The organism is Bradyrhizobium sp. SZCCHNS3052 (assembly GCF_032484495.1).
In the GTDB taxonomy this organism is placed as follows: Bacteria; Pseudomonadota; Alphaproteobacteria; order Rhizobiales; family Xanthobacteraceae; genus Bradyrhizobium.
The window spans coordinates 1,275,836-1,301,361 of the sequence record NZ_JAUETB010000001.1; the positions used below are offsets into that span (position 1 = coordinate 1,275,836).

Here is a 25,526-nt window from a genome sequence, read left to right on the forward strand (position 1 = left end):
CGTGGCACGTCCGATCGCGAGTTCGCCGGCGATGGGTGTATCGCCGGCATCGCTCTCCACGCGCGCGGTGGGCGGCCCGAGCTGGGACGGCCGCTTCACCGTCCTGATCCTGTTCCTGCCGCCTGCGCTGCTGCTGTTCACGCTCTTCGTGGTGCTGCCGATCGGCGAGGCCGCCTGGTACTCGGGCTTCAACTGGAATGGGTTCGGCAGGCCGACCCATTGGATCGGCTTTGACAACTATCGTTTCGTGCTGGAGACGCGCGCGTTCTGGCTCGCGCTGCGCAACAACGGCCTGATCATTGCGGTCTCGCTGTGTGTCCAGTTGCCGCTGGCGCTGACGCTGGCCCTGATGCTCGCGGAGCGGTTCCGCGGCGCGGTGGCGCTGCGGATGCTGTTCTTCATGCCCTATATCCTCGCCGAGATCGCGACCGGGCTGATCTTCAGCTTCGTCTATGACGGCGATTATGGCCTGGTCGCGTCGATCTGGCGCAGCTTCGGCGCCGAGCCGCCGCATCTGCTGGCGTCGACCGACACCGCGATGCTGGCGGTGCTGATCGTGATCGTCTGGAAGTATTTCGGCTTCCACATGATGCTGTTCATCGCCGCGCTGCAGAGCATCGACAAGAGCCTGATCGAGGCCGCCCGGATCGACGGTGCGACGCGGTCGCAGAGCCTGCGCCACATCGTCATTCCCTTGCTCTACCCGACGATTCGGCTCTCGGTGTTCTTCGCCATCGTCGGCTCGCTGCAGCTGTTCGACCTGGTGATGCCGCTGACGCGCGGAGGGCCCGCCGACTCCTCGAATACAATGGTGAGCTTTCTCTACAACAACGGCATCTCCCGGATGCGGGTCGGCTATGGCAGCGCCATCGGCGTCATCCTGTTCGTGATCTGCGTGACCTTTGCCTTCACCTACAAGCGATGGTTCATGCGCGATGAATAAGGTGGAGACGTTCCGGGCACCATTCGATCCCGCCGTGCTGTTCAAGACGGTGTTCCTCGCGATCGTCGCCATCTTCGTGCTGGTGCCGCTGCTTGCGACGCTGCTCGGTGGCTTCAAGTCGCTCGGGGAATTGCGCGTGAATCCGTTCGGCCTGCCGCAGCACTGGGCGTGGCAGAACTATGCCGATATCCTGTTCTCCGGGCGCTACTGGCAGCTCCTGCGCAATTCGCTGATCATCTCCACGCTGACGGTCGTTCTGACTCTCATCGTCGCGTCGATGGCGGCCTTCACCTTTGCCCATGTCCGATTCTACGGCAGCTCGATGCTGCTGAGCTATTTGACGCTCGGCCTGCTGTTTCCGGCGGCGACCGCGGTGTTGCCGCTGTTCATCAAGGTGCGCGATCTCGGGCTGCTCGACACCTATTTCGGCGTCGCGCTGCCGCAGGTCGCCTTCAGCCTCGCCATGAGCGTGCTGTTGCTGCGCCGCTTCTTCAAGGACATCCCCTACGAGCTGCTCGAGGCCGCGCTGGTCGACGGCTGCAGCTATATCAAATTCTTCCGCTACGTGACGTTGCCATTGTCGCGCCCGATCCTGGCGACGGTCGGCACCATTACCTTCGTCAACAGCTGGAACGCCTATCTGCTGCCGCTGGTGATGCTCAACACCGATGCGCTGTATCCATGGCCGCTCGGCATCATGGTCTATCAGGGCGAGTATTCGTCTGAGTGGCACCTGATCCTCGCCTTCATCACCCTGACCATCCTGCCAACGATCATCCTCTTCCTCCTGGCGCAGAAGCACATCGTTGCCGGCCTGACGTCGGGCGCGGTCAAGGGATGAACCGGACCTCACGGAGACCCCAATGAGAAAAGTCGGCATCGGCATCATCGGCTGCGGCAACATCAGCACCGCCTATCTGAAGGCGGCCCAGCGCTTCCCCGTTCTGGACATCAAGGCGCTCGCCGACATGCGCAGCGACGCAGCCGAGCGACAGGGCGCAGCCTTCGGCCTGCCGGCGATGCGGGTCGATCAATTGCTGAAGCGCGATGACGTCGAGATCGTCATCAATCTCACCGTGCCGCTCGCCCATACCGACGTCAGTCTCGCCGTGCTAAATGCCGGCAAGCACGTTCATTCCGAGAAGCCGCTCGGAATCGACGTCGCGGAAGCCCGCAAGGTGATCGAGCTTGCCGCGCAGAAGAACCTGCGGGTCGGCTGCGCGCCCGACACGTTCCTCGGCGGCGGCCACCAGACCGCGCGCAAGCTGATCGACGACGGCGCGATCGGCACGCCTGTCGCGGGCAGCGCGTTCTTCGGCTGTCCCGGCCATGAGCGCTGGCATCCGGCGCCGGGCTTCTATTACCTGCGCGGCGGCGGGCCGATGCTCGACATGGGCCCGTACTACATCACCGATCTGGTGCAGTTGCTTGGCCCGGTCGCGAGCGTGATGGGCTCGACCGCGCGCCCAAGATCCGAACGCCTGGTCACCAGCCAGCCGATGAACGGCACGCTGATCCCGGTCGAGGTCGCGACCCACGTCGCGGGCACGCTCGAGTTCGAGAGCGGGGCGGTGGTCTCGGTCACCATGAGCTTCGACGTTCCGAAGCACCGGCACGCGCCCATCGAGATCTATGGCGCCGAGGGCAGCATGCTGGTGCCGGACCCCAACCGCTTCGGCGGCGAGGTGCAGGTCGCCAAGACCGGCGGCGACTGGCAGACGATGCCGTTGACGCATGGTCACGTCGACGGTGAGTTCCGCTCCATCGGCGTGGCCGATATGGCGACCGCGATCCTGAACGACCGGCCGCATCGGGCCAGCGGTGCGCTCGCCTTCCACGTGCTGGAGGTCATGGAGGCGTTCCAGACCTCCGCAAGCGAAGGGCGGCGGGTCAAGATCGAGAGCCGCGTGGAGCGGCCGGCGATGTTGCCTGTTGGACGCGACACCGGACAGATCGACTGAGGACAGAGACATGCGCAAGGCAATGATTGTATGGGGCGGCTGGCCAGGACATGACCCCGATCTCTGTGCCTCGATGATTCGCGGCTGGCTCAAGGCGGAAGGCTTCGAGGTGCGGATCGAGACCACGACGGCCGCGTTCGCAGATCCTGCGATCCACGATCTGTCGCTGATCATCCCGATCTACACGATGTCCAAGATCGAGAAGGCGGAAGCGCTCAACCTCTGCGCGGCGGTGCGCCGCGGCGTCGGGCTCGCCGGCCATCATGGCGGCATGTGCGATGCCTTCCGGGATTCGGTCGACTACCAGTTCCTGTGCGGCGGGCAATGGGTCGCCCATCCCGGCAACATCATCGACTATCGGGTCGACTTGACCAGGCCGGACGATCCCATCATGAAGGGCCTGACAAGTTTCGAGCACCGTTCAGAGCAGTATTACATGCACGTCGATCCGGCCAATGAGGTGTTGGCGACCACGACCTTCACCGGAGAGCACGCCCCGTGGATCGAGGGGGTGGTGATGCCGGTGGTCTGGAAGAAGCGTTACGGCGCGGGCAGGGTGTTCTATTCCTCGCTCGGCCACCGTGCCTACGAGCTCGACGTGCCGGAGATCCGGACGTTGATGACCCGCGGCATGCTATGGGCGGCGCGCGAGTGACGGCTGACGCGAACCCGTTACCGGTCCGGGCCACGCTGGAGGACGTCGCGCGGACGGCGGGCGTGTCGCTCGCCACCGTCGACCGCGTCATCAACCGGCGCGAGGGCGTGCGTGCCAAGACCGTTGCCCGGGTGGAGGCCGCTGTTGCCAAGCTGGGTTATCGCGCCGACGTCGCAGCGGCACGGCTCGCGCGCGGCCAGAGCTTCCGCTTTGCCTTCGTGCTGCCGACCGGTGGCAACAGCTTCATGACCATCCTGACCGAGCAGGTCCAGCGCACGGCAGAGTGGCTGGCCGGTCAGCGCGGCTTCATCGATATCCTCCACGTCGACGTGTTCGATCCTGACGTGCTGGCCGGTGCGCTGGAGAACCTGTCGCCGGCCTATCAGGGCGTTGCGGTCATCGCGCTGGATCACCCCAGAGTGCGCGCCGCGATCGACGAACTCACCGCGCGCGGCGTCGCGGTGGTGACCCTGGTCTCGGACGCCCCGAGCTCGCGCCGCCTGCACTACGTCGGCATCGACAACCCTGCCGCGGGGCGGACGGCGGCCACGCTGATGGGGCGCTATCTCGGCGGTCGCGAGGGGACGGTTGCCGTGATCGCGGGATCATTGTCGCTGCGCGATCACGCCGAGCGGCAATTCGGCTTTCACCAGATCCTGTCCAGCGAGTACCCGAACCTGCTCGCGCTTCCGGCAATCGAAGGCCGCGATGAGAGCGAGCGCACGCGGGAGCTGACCGCCGCGCTGCTCGCGCGCCATCCGGATCTGCGCGGCATCTACTGTTGTGGCGCCGGCAACCGTGGCATCGCCGATGCCCTCGAGGCATCCGGCCGCGCCCGGGAGGTGGTCTGGATCACCCATGAGCTGACCCAGCACACCAGGCGGTTCCTGGTCCGCGGCACGTGCGACGCCATCATCAACCAGGATCCCGGCCACGAGGCGCGCTCGGCTGCGCGGGTCCTGCTCGCGCATTGCTCGGGCGAGCCGATCAGCCCCGATCAGGAGCGCATCCGCATCGACATCTTCCTGCGGGACAATCTTCCCTAGCCGACAGGCCTAGAGCCAGCCGAAGATCGCGAGCGCCAGGACGGCCTGGGCGATGAAGCCGACGACGAACGCAAGGGTGCGAAATACGGGCAGGCCGATCGCGTAGACGATGACGTGGGCGACGCGCGACCAGAAATAGACGGCGCAGGCGAGCACGGTCCATTTGGTCGAATAGTCGATCGCGTTGAGGATCAGCACCAGCGGCGCGAAGATCACGAGGTTCTCGACCGCGTTGTCGTGCGCGAACATCAGCCGGGTCGCCCACGGCGCGTGCGGCTTGTCGTTGCGGGAGGGGTTGGCCATCGCGCCCGTCAGGCCGCGGACCTGGCAGCGGTTCAGGATGTAGGGAACCCACAGCAGGCCGGTCAGAATGACCGTGAGCGTCAGCCAGAACAGTTCGCGCGTCATCGAGATCCCCTCAACTGATTCCCGTCCCGTCCCGGCGGGACGGAGCGTTTATAGTCAATCGCGGCGGATCGCGCTATGCGCGGACGCGGACATAGGAGCCCGGCGCATCCTCGAGCGGTGGATAGGCCTCGCTGCCGACGCCGCGCGCGGGAACCTCCTCCGGATCGAGCTGGCTCAGCCATTCGCGCCAGTCCGGCCACCACGAGCCCTTGTGCTCCAGCGCGCCCTTCATCCAGTCCTTCAGCGAGATGTCGTGGATCTGGTCATTGGTCCAGTACTGATACTTGCCGGAGGAGGGCGGATTGACGACGCCGGCGATGTGGCCCGAGCCCGAAAGCACGTACTTCACCGGACCGCCGAAAAATTGCGATCCGTACAGCACGGAGTCGGCCGGCGCGATGTGGTCCTCGCGGGTGGCGAGGTTGTAGACCGGCACCTTCACCTTGGAGAGATCCAGCAGCGTGTTGTCCAGCACCATCGTGCCCTGCGTCAGCCGGTTCTCCAGATAGCAGTTGCGCAGGTAGTAGGAATGGTTCGCCGCCGACATCCGCGTGGCGTCCGAGTTCCAGTGCAGCAGGTCGAATGCCTGCGGCGGCTGGCCCTTCAGGTAGTTGTTGACGACATAGGACCAGATCAGGTCGTTCGAGCGCAGCATGTTGAAGGCCATCGCCATCTTGCTGCCCTCGAGCACGCCCGAAGCCTGCATGTCGCGCTCCAGCGCCGAGATCTGGGTTTCGTCGACGAACACCAGCAGATCGCCGGCATGGGTGAAGTCGACTTGGGCGGCGAGGAAGGTCGCCGAGGTCACGCGCTGGCGGCGCTTGTCGGCGAGCCAGGCCAGCGTGGTCGCGAGCATGGTGCCGCCGACGCAATAGCCAAGCGTGTGCACCTTCATCTCACCCGTCACCTTCTCGATCACATCCATCGCGGTGAGCGGACCTTCCTTCATGTAGTCTTCCCAGGTCTTGGTCCCGAGCTTCTTGTCGGGATTGACCCAGGAGATCACGAACACCGTGAGGCCCTGATCGACGCACCATTTGATGAAGGATTTCTCGGGGCGCAGATCGAGGATGTAGAACTTGTTGATCCAGGGCGGCACGATCAGCAGCGGCGTGCGCAGCACGTTCTCCGTCGACGGCGCGTACTGGATCAACTGCATCATCTCGTTCTGGAAGATCACCTTGCCCGGCGTCGTCGCCATGTTGACGCCGACCTCGAGATTGGCCGGGTCGGATTGGCGGATCTTCAGCGAGCCCTTGCCGGCCTCGATGTCCTCCGCGAGCATCTGCATGCCACGCACAAGATTATCGCCGCTCGACGCTACCGTCTGCCGCAGCACCTCCGGATTGGTCAGGACGAAATTCGAGGGCGCCAGCGCATTGGTGATCTGGTTGACGTAGAACTCGGCCTTCTTGCGCGTGTGCGGATCGAGGCCCTCGGCATTGTGGACAAGGTCCTGCGCCCACTGCGTCGTCAGCAGATAGGCCTGCATCACGAAATCGAAGAACTGGTTCGACTTCCATTCCGGATCGGCGAAGCGCTTGTCGCGCGGGGAGGGCGAAATGGCCGGGGGTACGTCTTCGCCGGCGAGACGGCGCGCGGCCGAGCCCCACAAATCGAGATAGCCCTTGGCGATCTTGGTCTGGATGTCGCTGGCGCGATCCTTGTCCGACAGCCAGTAGTCGGCGACGGCGGTGAAGGATTTGACGACTTCGGTCAATTCGGTTGGTGGCCGGTCCTGAACTTCGCCCGTCTCGCGCGGCTTCAGGTAGGCCGAGAGCGCCTTGCCGCTGCTTTCCATGGCTTTCGCGATGTTCATCGCGAACGCTTCCGCATCGAATGTTTTTTCTGGATTGCTGCTGTTCTGAACGTCGGTCATGGCTGGATCACACTATCGCGTCGGGACCGTTTCGTCACCGAGCGAGATCAATAATCCGCGAGTTTGCGGCAAATTCGATTTCTGATTGTTGCGCTGCGAAAAAATCTCTCGCTTCCGACATCATGATCACGTAGCTGGATGAAATTCCTGTTCAAGCCGGTCACGTTTCGAGTGACAATTGGTTGTGCTGCGGCAAAATGCGCCGCGTTGCGGTTTGGCCGGGGACCGTCGACTGGAAGTTGGGGGCTGAGGGACGTGCGCGTGGGGACGCAGGGGCGAGGCTGGAGTTCGGGACGGCGCGCCCTTGTTGCGGGGCTCGTTGTGTTCGGCGCGCTCGCGCTTGCCGGGTGCTCCAGTCCAATAGCGGACATGCCTTCGCTCGACGCGGATGCGATCGCCCGGCCCAAGGAGCCGGGCGGGTATCTGCCCGTCAACGACGTGCCGCGCGACCGCGATGCGCCGATCATCTCGCCGCAGGAGCGCGACAAGATCGAAAAGGAGCTGCTCGCGGCGCGCGACCGCCAAGCCTCGGCGGGCACCAGCACCAGGCCCAAATGATCGGCCAGGGACAAGGGCTGGGCGATCGGCCGCCCGGAGCGGCGTAATTGTCTGGCGCGGCGCGGCGGCCATGATAAAACAACCGGAATCAACACCTCCGCGTGTCGTTGCCAGCCAAGCCGCGAGCCCGTGCTAAGCTCCTGATCCAGCACCGGTTTCAAGGCATGGCGTGCGCCGCCGCAGCGCCAGCTCTGCTGGCGAATCCGCCCCCGGTTGCCGGAGCCGAGAGACCCATGGAAGATTTCTATCGCATCCGCCGTCTGCCGCCTTACGTGTTCGAGCAGGTCAACCGGGCCAAGGCGGCCGCGCGGAACGCCGGGGCCGACATCATCGATCTCGGCATGGGCAATCCGGATCTGCCGGCGCCGCCGCACGTGCTGGAGAAGCTCAGGGAGACCCTGGGCAAGCCGCGGACCGACCGCTATTCGGCCTCGCGCGGCATCGTCGGACTGCGCCGGGCGCAGGCCGCCTATTACGATCGCCGTTTCGGGGTGAAGCTCAATCCCGACACCCAGATCGTGGCGACGCTCGGCTCCAAGGAAGGCTTTGCCAACGTCGCGCAGGCGATCACCGCGCCGGGCGACGTCATTCTCTGCCCGAATCCGAGCTATCCGATCCACGCCTTCGGCTTCCTGATGGCGGGCGGCGTGATCCGGTCGGTGCCTTCCGAGCCGACGCCGCAGTTCTTCGAGGCGGCCGAGCGCGCGATCATTCATTCCATCCCGAAGCCGCTTGCGCTGATCGTCTGCTATCCGAGCAACCCGACCGCCTATGTCGCGAGCCTCGACTTCTATCGCGACCTCGTCGCATTCGCGAAGAAGCACGAGATCCTGATCCTGTCGGACCTCGCTTATGCCGAGGTGTATTTCGACGACAAGAACCCGCCGCCGTCGGTGCTGCAGGTGCCTGGCGCGATGGATGTCGCGGTCGAGTTCACCTCGATGTCGAAGACCTATTCGATGGCCGGTTGGCGCATGGGCTTTGCCGTCGGCAACGAGCGCATCATCGCGGCGCTCGCGCGCGTGAAATCCTATCTCGACTACGGCGCGTTCACGCCGGTGCAGGTCGCGGCCACGGCTGCTCTGAACGGTCCCGACGACTGCATTCGCGAGATGCGCGACGTCTACCGCAAGCGCCGCGACACACTGGTCGAGGCGTTCGGCCGGGCCGGCTGGGAGATCCCGTCGCCGGAGGCGTCGATGTTCGCCTGGGCGCCTTTGCCGGAGAAGTTCAAGAGCCTCGGCAGCATGCAGTTCGCGACGCTCATGGTCGAGAAGTCCGGCGTCGCGGTGTCGCCGGGCGTCGGCTTCGGCGAACATGGCGAAGGCTATGTCCGCATCGCGATGGTCGAGAACGAGCAGCGCATCCGGCAGGCCGCGCGCGGCGTCCGCCGCTTCCTTGAAAGCGGGATCGAAACGTTGCACAACGTCGTTCCCATCGCCAACCGGCGCTGAGCCCTCCCGTACTTTCCTTTCGACAGGTTCTTTGATTCCATGGTCGCACCCCTGAGAGTGGGCATCGCGGGCCTCGGCACCGTGGGTGTCGAGGTCGTTCGTCTCATCGAGCGTGAGGGACGCGTGCTCACCGAACGCACGGGGCGCCCGGTGAAGGTCGTCGCCGTGACGGCGCGGTCGAAGGCCAAGAAGCGCGGCATCGATCTGTCCGGGATCAAATGGGCCAAGGATCCGATCGCGCTGGCGAGCGATCCCGAAATCGACTGCCTGGTCGAGCTGATGGGCGGTGCCGGCGATCCCGCGCTGTCGGCGATCGACACCGCTCTCAAGGCCGGCAAGTCGGTGGTGACGGCCAACAAGGCGCTGATCGCCAAGCATGGCCTGAAGCTCGCCAAGGCGGCCGAGAAGCATGGCGGTGCGCTGAACTTCGAAGCCGCCGTCGGCGCGGCCATTCCGGTGGTCAAGACCCTGCGCGAAGGGCTCACCGGCACCGGCATCAGCCGCGTCTATGGCATCCTCAACGGCACCTGCAACTACATCCTGACTCGGATGGAGCAGGAGGGGCTGTCGTTCGACGAATGTCTGAAGGACGCCCAGCGTCTCGGCTATGCCGAGGCCGATCCGTCGTTCGACATCCATGGCCACGACACCGCGCAGAAGCTCGCGATCCTGGCGAGCCTCGCCTTCGGCACCCAGGTGGCGCAGAACTCGGTCTATGTCGAAGGCATCTCCTCGATCGCGCCGGAGGACCTGCGCGCGGCGGCGGAGCTCGGCTACCGCGTCAAGCTGCTTGGCGTTGCCGTGCGCACCGCCAAGGGCATCGAGCAGCGGGTGCACCCGACGATGGTGCCGAAATCCTCCTCGATCGCCCAGGTGATGGGCGTCACCAACGCGGTCACGATCGACGGCGACGGTATCCCGCCGATCACGCTGGTCGGTCCGGGAGCAGGGGGCGCCGCGACGGCGTCCGCCGTCGTCGCCGACATTGCCGACGTCGCGCGCGGCATCCGCGCCGCGCCGTTCGGGCGTCCGGTCGACAGGCTGCAGGCGACCGAGAAGGCGCCCATGGAGCGGCACGAGGGTGGCTATTACATCCGCCTGATGGCGCGTGACCACGCCGGCACGGCCGCGACCATCGCCACCCGGCTCGCCGAGCAGAAGATCTCGATCGAATCGATCGTGCAGCGCCATCCCAATGGCAGCGAGCCGGCGAAGACGGCCGGCAAGTCTGCGCCGGTGCCGGTCATCCTGATCACCTATGCGACACACGAGGACGCCGTGCATCGCGCGCTCCAGGCGGTGCAGCGCGACAAGGTCATCAGCGGCAAGCCGCAGGTGATCCGGATCGAGAAGAACTAGCGCATGATGCCCAGGGAACCACTTGTCCCTGCTCAAACAAACGCGTGGCGTTTGGTATAGGTTCATGCTCAAACCGGGAGAATAGACAGGCGGGGAGCGGCCGTTCGTGCCGACCGCCTGACCCGGATGCCGCCCAGGGGGGCGGCGTGCGAGCGGTAGATTTTGATGGCGGATGTCCGCCTTGACGTCTTGAGGAGTTGATCGATGTCGACGCAGATTTCTGTCCCGCAACAATTGCTGCTCGAGCGCATCCTGACGCTGGAGCTGGTGCGCGTGACCGAACGGGCGGCGGTGTCGGCGGCGCGGTTGCGCGGCCACGGCCAGGAAAAGCCGGCCGACCAGGCGGCCGTGGATGCGATGCGCCGCGAGCTCAACAAGCTGCCGATCGAGGGCACGGTCGTGATCGGCGAGGGCGAGCGTGACGAGGCGCCCATGCTCTATATCGGCGAGAAGGTCGGCCTCAATGCCGGGCCCAAGGTCGACATCGCGGTCGACCCGCTCGAGGGGACGACCTTGTGCGCCAAGAACATGCCGGGCGCGATCGCGACCATGGCGATGGCCGATGGCGGCACGCTGCTGCATGCCCCCGACGTCTACATGCAGAAGATCGCGGTCGGCCCCGGCTACGCCAAGGGCGTCGTCGACATCGACGCGACGCCGGCCGACAACGTGCGACGGCTCGCCAAGGCCAAGGGCGTCGAGCCCGGCGCGATCACGGTGCTGGTGCTCGACCGTCCGCGCCACGCCGACATCATTCAGGGCGTCCGCTCGACCGGCGCTGCGGTGCGCCTGATCACTGACGGCGACGTCGCCGGCGTGATCCACTGTGCCGATCCCGACAACACCGGCGTCGACATGTATCTCGGCACCGGCGGCGCGCCGGAAGGCGTGCTGGCCGCGGTGGCGCTGCGCTGCATTGGCGGCCAGATGCAGTGCCGCCTGATCCTCGACACCGAGGAGAAGCGCGAGCGCGCCCACAAGATGGGCGTCGGTGATCCCAAGATGATCTACGGCATCGAGGACATGGCCCGCGGCGACTGTCTGTTCGCGGCCACCGGCGTCACCACCGGCTCGCTGCTCTCCGGCGTCAAGTTCCGCAAGGACGGCGTGATCGAGACCGAGACCGTCGTGATGCGCTCGGTCACCGGCACGGTGCGCTACATCCGCGCGGAGCATCGCCAGTTGGCGAAGTTCCACCTCGACTGATCCAGCACAGTCGTTCCGGGGCACGCGGAGCGTGACCCCGGAATCTCGAGATTGTGGCGCGAGATCCCGGGTCTGCGCGCTGTGCGCGGATCCCGGAATGACGAAATTGGAGAGCGGCTCAGCATGTCCGACCTGTCCATGGTCAAGGCGCTGGTGTTCGATGTGTTCGGCACCGTCGTCGACTGGCGCACCAGCCTGATCAACGACTTCACCGCGTGGTCGAAGACCCGCGGCATCCAGGGCGACTGGACCGCGCTGGTCGATGGCTGGCGCGGGCTCTATGTCGGCTCGATGGACGAGGTCCGCAGGCATCCGGAGCGCGGCTACGTCATCCTCGACGTGCTGCACCGGCGCTCGCTGGAGACGCTCGTCGCCCAGCTCGGCATCACCGGCTTGACCGAAGCCGATCTCGATCATCTCACCCGTGGCTGGCACCGGCTGCATCCGTGGGCCGACAGCGTCGCCGGGCTGACCCGGCTGAAGTCCAAATACATCATCGCGCCGCTCTCCAACGGCAACGTCGCACTGCTCACCAACATGGCGAAGTTCGCGGGTCTGCCCTGGGACCTCGTGCTCTCCGCCGAGCTGTTCGCGCACTACAAGCCCGACCCCGAAGCCTATCTCGGCGCCGCGCGTCTGCTCGGTCTTGCGCCCGGCGAGGTGATGATGGTCGCCGCGCACAACAATGATCTCGAGGCGGCGCAACGCTACGGACTGAAGACCGCCTTCGTCGCCCGCCCCACCGAATACGGCCCGCTGCAGAGCCGCGACTTCGAAGCCACCGGCGCCTGGGACATCGTCGCCGATGATTTCAACGGCATCGCCGACCGGCTCGGCTGCTGATCGCCCTGCCTCACGCGCCCGACACGATCACGCCATACCAGCCGAGCCCCTTGTAGGTCTCGTAACCGGGCGTGGCGTGGAACGCGACCATGCGCCCGGAGATGTCCTGATAGAAGCCGCTGCGTTTGCCATCGAGCTTCAGCGACACCCGCTCGCTGAGAATGCCCTGACCGTCCGAGGATGCGATCACGCGCAGATTGGAATCCACCAGCAGCACGCGGGCCTTGTCGCTCTCGCTGACGCGCACGCCCTGGACGATCGCGCGCGCCTGCGCTTCCCAATCGAAATGGATCGCGAGCACGCCAAGCGGCTTGCCATGCGCCTTGCCGTCCTCGCGCACCGAGGCGCAATAGGTCGCGACCTGGGCGTTGCCGAGCAGCGGCTGGCACTCGACGTCGCCGGCGACGTAGTCGTCGCCCGAGCGCAAGCCCCGCGCCTCGCGAAACCATTTGGTGTCGGCGACGCTCTGGCCGACGACGTTGAAGCGGTCGGCGCGGCCGTTGGCGATCACCTTGCCGCTCGGATCGCACAGCCACAGATCGAGATAGACGGTGTAGGCGGAGAGAATCACCGCGAGCCGTTCGGAGACGTGCGTGACGCGGGCGGCATCGGGCGCGGCGGCGCAATCGACCACGGCGGAGTCGGTCGCCCACCAGCGGACGTCGCAGGTCCGCTCATACAGATTGCGGTCGATCAGTTCGATCGCGTTCAGCGCCAGATCGACCATGCGCTCGCCGCGGGCGCGTTCGGTCATGCGCTCGATCGAGCTCTTCAGATTGCCGGTGCGCGTCGTGAGCTGGCCCTCCAGCTCGCGCGCGATGGTCTCGACGAGTTGGCCGACGGCGCGCACCTCCTGGGCCACCACGGCGAAGCCTGCGCCTTGCGCGCCGACCCGCGAGCTCTCGATCAGCGCGTTCAGCGCCAGCATCTTCATCTGGTTGGTGATCTGCTGGATCGATTTGGTCTTCTCGCAGGCGATCTGATTGACCTCGCCGGTGAGCCGCGCGATCAGCGCCGAGACGTCGGTCTCGTCATCCTTGGGAGTCGTTTGTGCCGGAGCGGCGGAGGGCTGCGTCTTCAACTCGGGCGCGGTCAGCATCGGCAATGAACTCCATGTTGCCGCGCCTCCTGGTCGGCACGAAGAGGGCGGACAAATCGGACGTAATAATTGATTGAAATGTTACGGAGTTCGCCTAATGGCTGTTTAATGCACTCCATCGAACGCAGCTCTAATTTTAGGCAACCAGCCGTATATGGCGGCATTTCCCTGATTTCCTGTGAGTTCCGCCAAGTTCTGGGACGATTCTGGTGGGTTTCATGGATGGAACCTGCTGAGGCAGGCCAGTTGCTGTAGATTCGACTGCGTCCATTTCGAATCGCTGCGCTGCAAGCGAGGCCCCGCGCATCATGGCACCATCCGCCCTTGCACTGCCCCTGAGCGCCCCGCAGGCGTTCCTGGGCGTGCGGCTGTCGCTGACCAACAAATTGTGGCGCGACCGGCTGGATGCGCGCGGCGCGGCGCGCGCGCTTACGATGGTGCAGCGCTATCAGTTGCCCGAGATGCTAGCGCGCGTGCTCGCCGGGCGTGACGTCGAGATCGACGCGGTCAACGACTTCCTCGATCCGACCATCCGCAAGCTGATGCCGGATCCGTTCACGGTGACGCAGATGGAGGCGGCGGCGCAGCGCATTGCCGACGCCGTGGTCAAGGGCGAGAAGGTCGCGATCTTCGGCGACTACGATGTCGACGGCGCGACCTCGGCGGCGCTGCTCGCCTGGCATCTGCGCCATTGCGGGCTCGATCCGCTGATCCACATTCCCGACCGCATCTTCGAAGGCTACGGCCCGAACGTCGACGCCATCCGGGCGCTCGCCGGCAAGGGCGCGACGCTGCTCGTGACGGTCGACTGCGGCACCACCAGCCTCGAGCCGCTGGCGGAGGCGCGGCGGCTCGGCATGTCCGTGGTGGTGATCGATCACCATCAATGCGGCGAGGAGCTGCCGGAGGTCGAGGCGCTGGTCAATCCGAACCGGCCGGATGATCTTTCCGGCCTCGGCTATCTCGCCGCGGTCGGGCTGACGCTGGTCACGCTGGTTGCGGTCAATCGCGAGCTGCGCGGCCGCGGCTTCTGGAGCAGCACGCGCCCGGAGCCGGATCTGCTCAGCATGCTGCATCACGTCGCGCTCGGCACCGTCGCCGACGTCGCGCCGCTGATCGCGCTCAACCGCGCCTTCGTCGCCAAGGGCCTGATCGCGATGCGCCGGCGCGACCATGTCGGGCACACCGCGCTGATGGATGTCGCCCGGCTCAACGGTCCGCCCGAAGCCTGGCATCTCGGCTTCATGCTGGGACCGCGCATCAATGCCGGCGGGCGCATCGGCCGCGCCGATCTCGGCGTGCGCCTGCTCCTGGAAAGCGATATCTCCGAAGCCGCGCGCATCGCCGCCGAGCTCGATCGGCTCAACAGCGAGCGCCGGATCATCGAGCAGCAGGCCGAAGCGCAGGCCGAAGCGGAGGCGCTGGCCTCGCTCGGGCTGGAGGACAAGGGCGCCGTCATCGTGACCGCATCCGAAGGCTGGCATCCCGGCGTGGTCGGGCTGGTCGCATCCAGGCTCAAGGAAAAGTTTGCCCGGCCGGCGTTTGCGATCGCGCTCGAGCCGGGCGGCATCGGCACCGGGTCGGGCCGCTCGATTCCGGGCGTCGATCTTGGCAAGGCCGTCCGCCACGCCGTGGAGCAGGGCATCCTGATGAAGGGCGGCGGGCACGCGATGGCCGCCGGCGTCACCTTGCGCAAGGAGCGGTTGGCCGAGTTTCGCGCCTTTCTCGAAAGCGCGCTCGCCGCCGACGTCGCCGACGCACGTCACGTCAACGAGATCCTGATCGACGGCGCCATCAGCGCGCGCGCCGCGACACCCGAGCTGGTCGCGACGCTCAATCGCGCCGGTCCCTTCGGCAGCGGCAATCCCGAGCCCATCGTGGCGCTGCCGTCGCATCAGCTGGTTTACGCCGACGAGGTCGGGCAGGCGCATCTCAAGCTGCGCTTCAAATCCGGCGACGGCGCCGCCGTGAATGCGATCGCATTCCGCAGCGTGGGCCAGAAGCTCGGCAACGCCCTGGTTCAGCATCGCGGCCAGATCCTGCACGTCGCCGGCACCCTCACCGTCGACCGCTACCAGGGTGTCGAGCGCGTGCAGCTGCGCGTGCTCGATGTCGCCGTGCCGGACCATGGGCCGGCGATGATCAGGTAGAGCAACATCGACGAGTCGTCCCGGACAAGCTGCGTGCGTCGTCGAAGCGCCGATCCTGACCCATATGCCGCAGCCGTTGTTGTGAGAACGAGATGCCCACCTCGATCGTGCCTCGAACTGCTCCCGGTAGGTATGGGTCCCGGCGCGGAGGCCGGGACGACATCGGAGTATGACGGCCGTCGCGCTTCCCATAATGCGCGCATGATTTCACATCCCGCCGCGCCATCGCGCCCGAGTGATGCATCGTCAAGGACCCTCCCGATGAAAGAGGGCGCAGGGAATGCCGGGTGAAGGCCTCACCCATGGCCCGCCTGCAAACAAAAAGCAGGCGGCAGTCACCACAGGCAAAGCCGTTTCAACCGGCATTCCCTGCGCGGAGGTCTTAACGCTTATACGCGATCTCCCCGGTGTCCGGCTTGTTAGCCACCGTCGCCCCCGGGATCATCATCTCCCAAGAGCTTGGCGCCAGCATCGGGGCGCCAGGACCACGCGATTTCACGTCCGCAACCTGCCGTTCGTCCGCGTACATCGAGCACGCTGCAACACGATCGCGGCCACCGCATCCCGCCCTCCACGTTCATGACGATCGCGAAACGTCCCTCTCATGAGGACGGGATGCGGATGTTATTTCCGATTTTCGGAACAAAAGCAAGCGGAAAGTTTGAGGGCGGGGCTGGCTGCGGCGGCCATCTGGCTGATGCTGCGGGTGAAAATAAAAAAATTGCAACGGGGCATGTTGCGTCATCGAGCGGTGGAGATCCGCGGCCATGCAGACAGAGACATCGATGGCCGGTGACCTCTGTACCGTCCGTCGGTCTTGCTCTAGCATTCTCGACATCGGTTTTGTCGAGACGGGAATGAACGTGCCAATGCGACGTCCGCTTGCCGTGCTGGCAATCCTTGCGATGGGTTGGTCCTGGGCTCAGGCCGAGCCGGGACTGCATTGGCGGACGGCAAGCCCGGACGAGACGCCCTGGTCTGCACCGATCGCACGCGAGGTGCAGGAGTTTGCGGTCGAACAGAAGCCGACAGCGATCATGGTCGTGAGGGACGACGACATTGTTGCCTCGTTCGGCGATCTCGGTGCGAAGGTCAATGTCCGGTCCGTGCGCAAGAGTCTGCTCAGCGCGTTGTATGGCATCGCCGTCGAAGCCGGCCGGATCAACCTCGACAGCACGCTTGCCGCGCTCGAGATCGACGACGTTCCGCCGGGGCTTTCGCCGGCCGAGCAGACCGCGACTGTGCGTCAGCTACTGATGGCGCGCTCCGGGGTCTATCATCTCGCGTCCTATGAGACGGGGCAGATGAAGCAGAGGCGGCCGGCGCGCGAGAGCCATCCGCCGGGCAGTTTCTGGTACTACAACAACTGGGATTTCAACGCGCTCGGCACGATCTATCGGCAGTCCGTCGACGACGTGTTCGCAAGCTTCGACAGACGGATCGGCCGGCCGATCGGGATGGAGGATTTCTCCGCCGCAGACGGCGTGTACGTGAAGGAAGCCTCCTCGTCGCATCCGGCCTATGTGTTTCGGATGAGCGCGCGAGACCTGGCGAGGTTTGGCCTGCTGTTCCTGAACGGCGGACGCTGGAATGGGGCTCAACTGATCCCGCCGACATGGGTGACGGAATCGACCAGCCGTCTCTCGGACACCGAGCAGCCCGGACGGGGTTACGGCTATCTCTGGTGGACCTTCAGCAGCGTCCGATCCGGCATCAGCGGCTATTTTGCCTCCGGCTACGGCGGACAGCAGATCGTGGTCGTTCCCTCGAAGCACCTGGTGGTCGTCGAGCTGGTCGATCTGGCCGTGAATCGGACAGGCGTCCGAACGCAGCGCTTCCTCGATCTCGTCGGCAAGATCAGCGCGTCGGTTCCTTGAGCAGGACGTCGATGGCCCTGGCGATCAACCTCCGATGCGATTGATTGCGTCGTGTTTCCGCCGGTGCGGATCGTGGCCGAACGCAAGCTGCCGCTGGCGACCGCGTAGGCGTTCGGTTCCCAGGGGAAAGGATGACGTCAATCGCGTCGGATGCTAGCGCCAGGACGGCTTCGGCAGATGATCGGGACTGAATTTTGCCGTCGGCCGGGGCGCGGGCGGAGATGGGGCGTCGTCGGACGCCGAGAACAGCAGCAACGCCTCGAACGGCACGTCGGGTGCTTCTGCGGCATAACCGGTGCACGTGACGGGCGTGCCTCTGCAGCATCCTTCGAGGCTGAGCGTCAGCTCGTCCGGGCCGAACAACGACGGCTGTCCCGGGGCATGGCGCTTCGTCTTGATGATGGCGGTGAAACGATCGCCATGGGCCTCGTAGCTTCCGGCATAGCTCAGCACGGTGTCGCCGCCGCACACCTTGCCGCCCACCAGCTCGACGATCCCGGTTCCCTGGCCTTTGGGGGTCCTGAACCAGGCCGAATAAGTGCCTTCCTTGATCATCTGCCGCAGATCCCATCGTTGGGTGGGCGCATCGTTGTGCGACCCAAATTAAGGGAAGGTGAAAACGATCGCCAGAACAGGCCGGGAACCCGGAATTTGTTCGTATACGAATGGTGGGGGGCGCAGCAGCGCATATCTCTGTGGCCTCTGCACGCCGCGCCTCGCGTGGCCGCGCCCTGTCGCGCATCGCGAGTCTCGTCATTCGCCTCAAGAAAATCATTCGAATGGACGTCGGCCCGCGTATAAGGAATGAGACCAAGGCCTACTCAAGGACCATCTGATGCCGTCCGAACCCCGCTCGCCGCGTCTGGCCGTCCTGATCGACGCCGACAATGCCTCCGCCAAGATCGTCGACGGGCTGTTCGAGGAGATCGCCAAGATCGGCGAGGCGAGCGTGCGCCGGATCTATGGCGACTTCTCCAGCCCGCGCTCGAGGCCGTGGGCCGATACGCTGGCGCGCCACGCGATCGTGCCGCAGCAGCAGTTCGCCTACACGACCGGCAAGAACGCCTCCGACATCACGCTGGTGATCGATGCGATGGACCTGTTGCATAGCGGACGCTTCGACGGCTTCTGCCTGGTGTCGTCCGACAGCGACTTCACCCGGCTGGCGGCGCGCATCCGCGAGCAGGGCATCGACGTGTTCGGCTTCGGCGAGCAGAAGACGCCGGAGAGCTTTCGGCAGGCCTGCCGCAGGTTCATCTACACGGAGAATTTGCGCAGCGACGCGGCGAGCAGCAAGGACGCGGACAGCGCTGCGGCGCCGAAGTCGCTGCTGCCGATCAGCGCGGCGACGCCGATGATCAAGAAGGTCATCACGCAGATGGAGAGCGAGGACGGCTGGGTCGCGCTCGGCGAGGTCGGCAAGCAGCTCTCCAACCTGGTCTCCGACTTCGATCCACGCACCTATGGCTGCCGCAAGCTCAGCGACCTCGTGCGCAAGACGGGCGGCTTCGAGATCGAGGAACAGTCCAAGGGCGGCGGCTCGGTGCGCATCCGCGTGAAGGCGGCGAGCGCGTCGCAGCCCAAGGCGCGGGCGTCGAGGTCCGGCCACCGCGAGGCGACGGCCAAATCGTGATCCAGTCGGTGGCAGCGTGTCGTGGTCGGAGAGAACTTGCGAGCGGCCACGAACTCAAGAGTACATTCGGCGGTGCACGGCCGCGAACATCACTCCTATGCGCGTATCGCCAGGTCGGAACATGAATCCGACGACAACGATAAGCAGCAACATTGAGCCTACAACGATCAGGGCGACGCCATAAGACTCCGCGCCGGATTCGGCCTGATGTTTGGAATTTGACGCTGCGGGTATGGAGGCGGGGAGGCTCTGGGGTAGAGACACTGGACCAACTTGCGCGACATCGATCCACCGCGCTGACCAGTTGGATCTGGTCATCGTCGTCTCGGGCGGGTCGTCTGATTCAGTGCTCGGCTCAAACGGCCGGGCGGCGGCCAACATTTCCGATCGCGCGTCGCGCCAATGCGGCGGCTGCTCCTTCTGCAGCTTGCGCTCGGCAGTTTGGCGTTCAACTCTCGCTATGTGGCGGCGCCTCGTCATTGGTGTGGCGTCCCAACAGTGGTTTGAGCCATGCCAGTAAATATGCACCGAACCGAAGTGATGACGCGCCTCGCTCTTGTTCATACACGAAGGAGACGCTTGCGATGGAGACGTCATGGTTGCCATGACGATGAGGATCAACGCGACACGCATGGCGTCGCTCCGTTGTTAGTTGATGTACACACGCATACTGATAAACATGCCGTCAGATGCTCGAAATCAGATCAAAAGAATGGGTAAATTGTGTCCAGTTGGACAATACGACTGTCCTATGAAGTTTGAGTTCCCATGGTGTAGTTCACGGAACCTGCAAACAATCCCCGCAATTCGTATTCGCCGCCCAGAGCTAGGGCACCGAAGTCTAGCCGGCGTGTGGGCGGCCAAGGTGTGACCGTGGCCGCAATCGAGGAGGCCCTCAGCCCTCCGTCATCGCGAACAATGACCAGTGGTCGTCGTACTCCGCGCCGTCGCTACGGCCGGGCCTCCGTCGTGAGCTTGTCGCGCATGTCGCGATGGACCTCTTGCTTCGCCTCGGGCGGACAGAACGAGATGAAGGGAAGATTGGCGTCTCCCGCCGGTGCGCCGTCCACGGCATCGGCCAGGTGATGCTCGTGCTTCTCCAGATGGACGCAGATCCGGTAAAGGCCCAGATACAAGGCCTGGAACGAATCCACGCCGGAGATGGCCATTTCGAACGGGTTGCCCAAGCCGCGAATTTCAATGTCACAGTACCAGGATCTCGGTCCGGCCCGTCTGGGCGCGGACAGTCTGGCGACGACGGCGGTGTCCGTCGTCACATCGCGCAGCACACGCTCGGCGACGACCTCGGTCAATTTCGTCTCGGGTACATTTTCCGGCGGCACCGACGGGATCGGACCAGGCAGGGCGTCGAGCAGCTCGCGGTCGCGCTCGGTGATGAAGCGCAAAGCCTCGGTCCGCGTTTGCGGAAAGCAGCAGTCTGCGATCAGCGGGACATCGACGTCACCGGGGTCTCCATTGAGGAAGGCGAGGCTCCCCTCGTCCTCCGTAAGCAGCCTGCAGAGGAGTTTCAGCCCCAGACACAGCGACTGAAACGAGTCGACACCGCTGATCCACTTGTCGACGGGGCTCTCCAACCCCTCGATGGCAATCCTGCAGCGCCACTCGAAGTCGTCGACCCGTTCGGGCGCGAACACCCGCGCGGCGACATCGTTGCCTGTCGCCACATTCCGGTAGGTGCGCTCGGCCACGATCATCGTCATTGCTCACTCCGGTCGATAGGTTCCTGATCCCGATGAATTCGTGCGGCGAGCGGTAAGCACGTATGCGCGATCCGACCCGCGCGGACGGCCGTCAGCCGCCTTGCCGCAGCTTCGCCAGCACCTTGAGCCCGCCATAGCCGTCGGCCGGCTGGAGGCCGGCCTTGGCCTGGAAGTCGCGGATCGCTTTCATGGTGTCGTTGCCGACGCGGCCGTCGGTGCCGCCGGTGTCGAAGCCGGCTGCGGTCAGGCGCTTCTGCATCTCCTGCACCTCGGCCAAGGTCAGCGCGCGCTCGGAGCCGGGGAAGGGCTGCAGGAACGGCGGTGCCCCCAGGATGCGGTCGCCGAGATGGCAGATCGCGAGCGCGTAGCTCATGGTCGGATTGTAGGATTTCACCGAGTAGAAGTTCGGGCCGAGCAGGAAGGCGGGGCCGCCTGCGACCGGGATCCAGAGCTGCGCTGACGCATTGGGCTGCGGGAACGGCTGGCCGTCGGCGCGGGTGACGCCGGCCGCCTGCCACGCCGCATAGCTGCGACTGCCAGACATGTTGCCGGGCGCGCGCACCTCGTAGCCCCAGTGCTCGCCGCGGTGATATTTGCCGCGGTTGACGAGATAGCGCGCGGTCGAGCCGAGCGCGTCGTCGGGCCGGCCGAACGGGTTGATCTTGCCGTCGCCATCATAGTCGAAGCCGACATTGAGCCAGACCTCGGGCATCCATTGCGTGTGACCCATGGCGCCGGCCCAGGAGCCGCGCATCTCCTCCGGCGTGCTCCAGCCGCGGTCGACGATCTTCAGCGCATTGGTGAGCTCGGTCTCCCAATAGGCCTTGCGCCGCGGCTCGTTCCAGGCGAGCGCGGCGAGCGCCGGAAACACCGGGCGCATGTGGTTCTGCTGCACCAGGGGATCGCCGAACGCGGACTCGACGCCCCACAGCGCGAGAAGCGTGCCGCGCTCGACGCCGAAATCCTTCTCGATGCGCGCGAACAGCGCCTCGTTCTTCTGCAGCGCGATCTTGCCGTTGATGACGCGCCAGTCGGAGACGCGACGGTTGATGTATTGCCAGAGCTGCTCCTTGAACTCCGGCTGGTTGCGCATCTCCTTGAACACGGTCATGTCGGGCTCGAGCCGTGCCATGACGCGGGTCCAGGTGGCCTGCGAGATGCCCTTGGCAAGCGCGCGGGCGCGAAAGCCGTCGCGCCAGGTCTCGAATTCGGCTGGGGCAGCCGCCGCTGGCAGCGCGGGGACGAGCAGCGCGGCAGCGCCAAAGCCGGAGCGGAGCAAGGCGCGGCGGGTCATGGAATCGGGCTGGGTCATGGCGCCAGTCTACCCGGTCAGGGCGGGGCGCGGCAAAGCCTTGGGAGCGGCGGGAACCGGCTAGGCGCCGTGGAGGTCGGCCGCGACGTGCGCCAGCCAGCGGCGGATGGTCGCGAGCTCGCTCCGTTTCAAGCCGCGGGCCAGCCTGCGCTCGATGATGGTGGCCTGCCGGCGCGCCTTGGCCAGCAGCGCCAGCCCGCGGCGCGTCAGGCTCCATCGCAGCATCCGACCGTGGACGGGATGCGGCGTCCGCTCGATGGCGCCGTCGCGTTCGAGATTGCCGATGATCACGTTGACGGTCTGCGGCGTCAGCAGCGCGACGCGGGCGAGGTCGGCGCCGGACTGCCCGGGATAGGCCTTCAGCATCGTCAGCACCACGAATTGCGGATGCGTCAGCCCGGTCGCGATGAGCGCGCGGTCGAGCGACAACCGCGCCGCGGCCTGCGCCTGGCGCAGCAGATAGGCAAGGTAGCCGTCCTCGCCGCGCTTGCCCTCGCCGGGCGATGGCGGGCGGGCCGCCGTCCTGGGTCGAGTCTGGGTTTGACTCCTGGGCCGACGCGCGGGGCCGGCCTTTCGCGGCGCTCGCGCGGTCGTCAATTCCGGTGCCTTGCGCATATCATCAGAGCCCTGATAAGTTGTCAGACATCTGATAACACGAGAGACAGGCCCATGTCACATGCGCGAAGCGAGTACACCGCATTCCGGAGCCAGGCGCCGGAGCTTTACGATGCCATCCTTGCGGTGAGTCAGCAGGCGGCGAAGGCCGGCCTCGACAAGCAGTTGCTCGAACTCGTCAAGATCAGGGCGTCGCAGATCAACGGCTGCGCATTCTGCGTGCAGCATCATGTGCTGCTGGCCGAGAAGCTCGGCGTGTCCGCCGACAAGATCAATCTCGTCGTGGTGTGGCGCGAGGCGCCGCAATTCTCGGCCCGCGAGCGCGCGGCGCTGGCGTTCACCGAGGCGCTGACCACGCTGCAGGGCGGCGTCAGCGACGAGGTCTATGCTCAGGCCCGGGCCGAATTCTCGGAAACGGAGCTGGTGTTCCTGACGTCGGCGATCGGCGTGATCAATCTCTGGAATCGCTATGGCGTCGCCTTCCGCTGGACGCCGGCGGAGCGGCCGGTGCGGGCGGCCTCGTGAGTTGTCCGGAACCGCAGCACGGCCCGGCGGGTTATACGCGGGAGGCAGAGGAGGCGCGCATGACCGGGACGGACGAACCGCTCAAGCCGGAGGATTTTCCGCTGGAAGCCGACAAGGAGCGCGTGCAGCGCCAGGACGGCAAGCCGATCGCAACGACGAAGAACGAGGCGATGGCGCAAGAGATTGCGGATCGTCTCAACGCCGAGGAGCACCGCCGCGAAGAGGACAAGTGGTCGGCATGACTTCTTGCTCCTTGGCCGTCTCCTTGGAGTTGCAAGAGACACATGCCGCTTGCAGTCAGCTCGAACCGATCAGCAAGGGGGCTGCGCTCAAAACGGATTCGCCGGCTGCGCCCGCTGGGGACCTTCCGGCTTCGGCTCGACCGCGAGGCTGGGGTCGGTCGGCATCACGCGCGCGCCGGCGGCGCGGGCGACCTGGCCGGTCATCGAATGCCGTGCCGCCTCGGCGGACTTGATTTCCGGCGGATGCCAGCGGTCGCGCACCAGCATCGTCAGCGCGCCCACGCAGAGCAGCGCAATCGCGGTTGAAACGAGCGCGGGTCCGGCTCTGCGATGCGGGTTGGCTGTCATCATCTGCGATCCTCCTGACCAGACAACCCGGAGCGGTGGGTCTCGGTTCCGGGCCCGCCGGCGATCAGTTCCGGTCGCGCCCTGCGGCGGCGTCGGCCGCTGGTCCGAGCGGTGACGATCCGAGTGCGCCGGTCGTCGACGGCGGCGACGCGGCGATCTCCTCCAGCCCGACCTCGCGGCCGCGGCCGCCGATCAGGCGCTCATAGGCTGTGATCAGCGTCACGTAGGGATTGACCCAGATCCAGCCGTCGCGCGTGAACAACTGGACGTCGAAATGCAGATGGCGCGTGGTGCCGTTGGGATGGTCGAGATAGTTCGAGACCACGCCGATCGGCTCGCCCTCGCGAAGGCTGCGGCCGTTGAGCAGGCCGTCGGCATCCATCGCCGCTGGATTCATGTGCATGTAGCGGAAGCGGATGTGCTCGGTGCCGCTGTTGACCTGCACCGTCACCGCCTGCTGCCGGGTCGAGCGGATCACGACGCCGTCGCGCACGGCGAGCACGCGCTGCCGCCACGGGTTGCAGCCGTCCGCGCCGTCGCGGCGCACAGGGCAGGCGCCCGGCCTGAGATCCTGGCCCTGATGGCCGAAGCCGCTGGCGCACTGCCCGACGTTGAAGCTGCGCGCCTCGCAGAAATTGTCGCGCCAGGGATACTGGCTCCATGGCTGGTCGAATTTGTCGCTCGCGCGCCGGCGGCCGAACGACTGCGAATGCACATAGGCCGGCGCATCCAGCGGATAGCGGATTTGCGAATAGACGGTGCGGTCGGCCCGCCCGCTCCGGCCGCGTCCGCCGCTGTTGGCGACGATGTCGCCAACAGGCCGATAGGTGAAATCGGCATCCAGCGTGAGCGGGCGCTCGGCGGCGAGCGGCGCGATCTCCGGCGGGATTCGCGACGGCTGTCCGCCGGCGATGCGCAGCGCCTTGAGAAAGCGTTCGGCGATGGGATAGGCCTCGCGGCAGGCGAGCCGGCGCGGCCGCGGCGCGCTGTCCAGGCACTGGATCGAGACCACGTAGGGCACGCCGAAGCGCGTGAAGGCGTAGCGGACATAGCCCTCGCGGATGAAGCGGCGCAGATCGGGATATTGCGCTGACAGCGCCTTGACGCCTTCGCCCTTGCCGCCGGCGGGATCGGCGACATCGTAGGTGAGGAGCGAGCCGGTGATCTGGATCTCGACCGGCTTTGCGAAGACGCGCGGCGGAAGGCCGGAGGTCATCTCCGGCGGCAGCGAGAACACGGCGTCGTAGCCGGACGGGCCGGCATCGAACAGGTCGGTCTGGAAGTCGGCCTGATAGCGCGGCAGATCGCGCGCCGCGATGGCGGCGCTGCGGCGCGCAGCGAGATAAGACGTGGCGTCGAACGGCAGCAAAACAGGGACCGGACTGCGTCCGATCCCCGTGAAGATGGTCGAGGTCACGCCGTTGAGCTGGACCAGCGCGGGCCTGCGCCGCGCATCGCCGGCCGAAACGCTGCTCCGGTGCGCGGACAGAGCGAAGTCGGCAGCGACCTCGGGCGCCGCGTTGAGTTCGGAGCGGAGCTGCTCCAGCGCCGCGCGCCAGTCGGCGCGGTTGATGGTGAGGGCGGGCGGAGCAAAGTCATCGGCCGCGCGCGTCGTGGACGGCGCGGCCAGCGTGATGATCGCCGCCAGGGCGGCGATGAGTGTGATGACCCGTGCCCCCAAATCCCCCCGCG

General features: G+C 65.9%; 25 protein-coding genes. 15 read left to right on the forward strand and 10 right to left on the reverse strand.

The annotated features are described in order from the left end of the window. Position 1 precedes the first annotated feature (1 nt). From QX073_RS05850 to QX073_RS05870, 5 genes are read left to right on the forward strand one after another with little or no spacing between them, the layout of a single operon-like run. Positions 2-943 carry a sugar ABC transporter permease gene (locus QX073_RS05850; RefSeq protein ID WP_315712132.1) on the forward strand — a complete coding sequence of 314 codons (942 nt, stop codon included), beginning with the start codon at positions 2-4 and terminating at the stop codon, positions 941-943. Then, on the forward strand, positions 936-1,784 hold the full coding sequence (locus tag QX073_RS05855; protein ID WP_315826885.1) for a carbohydrate ABC transporter permease: 849 nt from the start codon (positions 936-938) through the stop codon (positions 1,782-1,784). The genes QX073_RS05850 and QX073_RS05855 overlap by 8 nt, the downstream gene beginning before the upstream one ends. A 22-nt stretch (positions 1,785-1,806) precedes the next feature. After that, a complete protein-coding gene (locus QX073_RS05860) occupies positions 1,807-2,904 on the forward strand; it encodes a Gfo/Idh/MocA family oxidoreductase (RefSeq protein WP_315712130.1) in 1,098 nt (365 codons plus the stop codon). 10 nt (positions 2,905-2,914) lie between these two features. After that, positions 2,915-3,559 carry a ThuA domain-containing protein gene (locus tag QX073_RS05865; protein ID WP_316170481.1) on the forward strand — a complete coding sequence of 215 codons (645 nt, stop codon included), beginning with the start codon at positions 2,915-2,917 and terminating at the stop codon, positions 3,557-3,559. Further along, positions 3,556-4,605: a LacI family DNA-binding transcriptional regulator gene (locus QX073_RS05870; protein ID WP_315712126.1), complete on the forward strand. Its 1,050-nt coding sequence runs from the start codon at positions 3,556-3,558 to the stop codon at positions 4,603-4,605. The genes QX073_RS05865 and QX073_RS05870 overlap by 4 nt, the downstream gene beginning before the upstream one ends. Positions 4,606-4,614: 9 nt before the next feature. Here the strand turns inward: QX073_RS05870 and QX073_RS05875 are convergent, their stop codons facing one another. After that, positions 4,615-5,013, reverse strand: coding sequence for an MAPEG family protein (locus QX073_RS05875; protein WP_315751659.1), 399 nt, complete (start codon positions 5,011-5,013; stop codon positions 4,615-4,617). A 73-nt stretch (positions 5,014-5,086) separates the two neighbouring features. Beyond that, on the reverse strand, positions 5,087-6,892 hold the full coding sequence (locus tag QX073_RS05880) for a class I poly(R)-hydroxyalkanoic acid synthase (RefSeq protein WP_316225450.1): 1,806 nt from the start codon (positions 6,890-6,892) through the stop codon (positions 5,087-5,089). A 138-nt stretch (positions 6,893-7,030) separates the two neighbouring features. Between QX073_RS05880 and QX073_RS05885 the strand changes: the two genes are divergently transcribed. The 5 genes from QX073_RS05885 (at position 7,031) to QX073_RS05905 (ending at position 12,312) form a co-directional block, all read left to right on the forward strand. Beyond that, a complete protein-coding gene (locus QX073_RS05885) occupies positions 7,031-7,450 on the forward strand; it encodes a hypothetical protein (protein WP_316164783.1) in 420 nt (139 codons plus the stop codon). Between the two features lie 233 nt (positions 7,451-7,683). Next, complete coding sequence (locus QX073_RS05890) at positions 7,684-8,904, forward strand: LL-diaminopimelate aminotransferase (RefSeq protein ID WP_315712121.1); 1,221 nt, start codon at positions 7,684-7,686, stop codon at positions 8,902-8,904. A 39-nt stretch (positions 8,905-8,943) separates the two neighbouring features. Beyond that, on the forward strand, positions 8,944-10,263 hold the full coding sequence (locus QX073_RS05895) for a homoserine dehydrogenase (protein ID WP_315712119.1): 1,320 nt from the start codon (positions 8,944-8,946) through the stop codon (positions 10,261-10,263). Positions 10,264-10,467: 204 nt separating this feature from the next. Continuing rightward, complete coding sequence (glpX, locus tag QX073_RS05900) at positions 10,468-11,469, forward strand: class II fructose-bisphosphatase (protein WP_315712118.1); 1,002 nt, start codon at positions 10,468-10,470, stop codon at positions 11,467-11,469. 123 nt (positions 11,470-11,592) lie between these two features. Beyond that, positions 11,593-12,312, forward strand: coding sequence for a haloacid dehalogenase type II (locus QX073_RS05905; protein ID WP_316203585.1), 720 nt, complete (start codon positions 11,593-11,595; stop codon positions 12,310-12,312). Positions 12,313-12,322: 10 nt separating this feature from the next. Here QX073_RS05905 and QX073_RS05910 read toward each other — a convergent pair whose 3' ends face one another. Further along, entirely contained in the window at positions 12,323-13,411 is a 1,089-nt protein-coding gene (locus QX073_RS05910) for a methyl-accepting chemotaxis protein (RefSeq protein ID WP_315751656.1), read from the reverse strand. A 308-nt stretch (positions 13,412-13,719) separates the two neighbouring features. On the opposite strand from QX073_RS05910, the gene recJ reads away from it, so the two are divergent. Then, positions 13,720-15,561, forward strand: coding sequence for a single-stranded-DNA-specific exonuclease RecJ (recJ, locus tag QX073_RS05915; protein ID WP_316203586.1), 1,842 nt, complete (start codon positions 13,720-13,722; stop codon positions 15,559-15,561). Between the two features lie 869 nt (positions 15,562-16,430). Next, the gene (locus QX073_RS05920) at positions 16,431-17,438 is read left to right on the forward strand and encodes a serine hydrolase (RefSeq protein ID WP_315712112.1); all 1,008 of its coding nucleotides are present in this window, start codon (positions 16,431-16,433) and stop codon (positions 17,436-17,438) included. Positions 17,439-17,591: 153 nt separating this feature from the next. Here the strand turns inward: QX073_RS05920 and QX073_RS05925 are convergent, their stop codons facing one another. Next, positions 17,592-17,993, reverse strand: coding sequence for a hypothetical protein (locus QX073_RS05925; RefSeq protein ID WP_315751655.1), 402 nt, complete (start codon positions 17,991-17,993; stop codon positions 17,592-17,594). A 280-nt stretch (positions 17,994-18,273) separates the two neighbouring features. Between QX073_RS05925 and QX073_RS05930 the strand changes: the two genes are divergently transcribed. Continuing rightward, complete coding sequence (locus QX073_RS05930) at positions 18,274-19,071, forward strand: NYN domain-containing protein (RefSeq protein ID WP_315751654.1); 798 nt, start codon at positions 18,274-18,276, stop codon at positions 19,069-19,071. A gap of 54 nt (positions 19,072-19,125) precedes the next feature. Here QX073_RS05930 and QX073_RS05935 read toward each other — a convergent pair whose 3' ends face one another. From QX073_RS05935 to QX073_RS05950, 4 genes are all read right to left on the reverse strand, one after another. Then, positions 19,126-19,704, reverse strand: a complete 579-nt coding sequence (locus QX073_RS05935) for a hypothetical protein (protein WP_315751653.1) — start codon at positions 19,702-19,704, stop codon at positions 19,126-19,128. A 317-nt stretch (positions 19,705-20,021) separates the two neighbouring features. Further along, entirely contained in the window at positions 20,022-20,792 is a 771-nt protein-coding gene (locus tag QX073_RS05940; RefSeq protein ID WP_316203587.1) for a DUF6968 family protein, read from the reverse strand. A gap of 91 nt (positions 20,793-20,883) precedes the next feature. After that, positions 20,884-22,104: a lytic murein transglycosylase gene (locus tag QX073_RS05945; protein WP_316203588.1), complete on the reverse strand. Its 1,221-nt coding sequence runs from the start codon at positions 22,102-22,104 to the stop codon at positions 20,884-20,886. 60 nt (positions 22,105-22,164) lie between these two features. After that, a complete protein-coding gene (locus QX073_RS05950) occupies positions 22,165-22,719 on the reverse strand; it encodes a MarR family winged helix-turn-helix transcriptional regulator (protein WP_316170488.1) in 555 nt (184 codons plus the stop codon). Positions 22,720-22,773: 54 nt separating this feature from the next. Here QX073_RS05950 and QX073_RS05955 point away from each other — a divergent pair, with 54 nt between their 5' ends. Together QX073_RS05955 and QX073_RS05960 are read left to right on the forward strand one after the other, a co-directional pair. After that, positions 22,774-23,244, forward strand: coding sequence for a carboxymuconolactone decarboxylase family protein (locus QX073_RS05955; RefSeq protein WP_315826897.1), 471 nt, complete (start codon positions 22,774-22,776; stop codon positions 23,242-23,244). Between the two features lie 59 nt (positions 23,245-23,303). Continuing rightward, entirely contained in the window at positions 23,304-23,486 is a 183-nt protein-coding gene (locus QX073_RS05960) for a hypothetical protein (RefSeq protein WP_315712101.1), read from the forward strand. Between the two features lie 87 nt (positions 23,487-23,573). Here QX073_RS05960 and QX073_RS05965 read toward each other — a convergent pair whose 3' ends face one another. Continuing rightward, complete coding sequence (locus QX073_RS05965; RefSeq protein ID WP_315712100.1) at positions 23,574-23,837, reverse strand: hypothetical protein; 264 nt, start codon at positions 23,835-23,837, stop codon at positions 23,574-23,576. Between the two features lie 61 nt (positions 23,838-23,898). Beyond that, positions 23,899-25,515, reverse strand: a complete 1,617-nt coding sequence (locus tag QX073_RS05970; protein WP_316203589.1) for a M23 family peptidase — start codon at positions 25,513-25,515, stop codon at positions 23,899-23,901. Positions 25,516-25,526 lie beyond the last annotated feature (11 nt).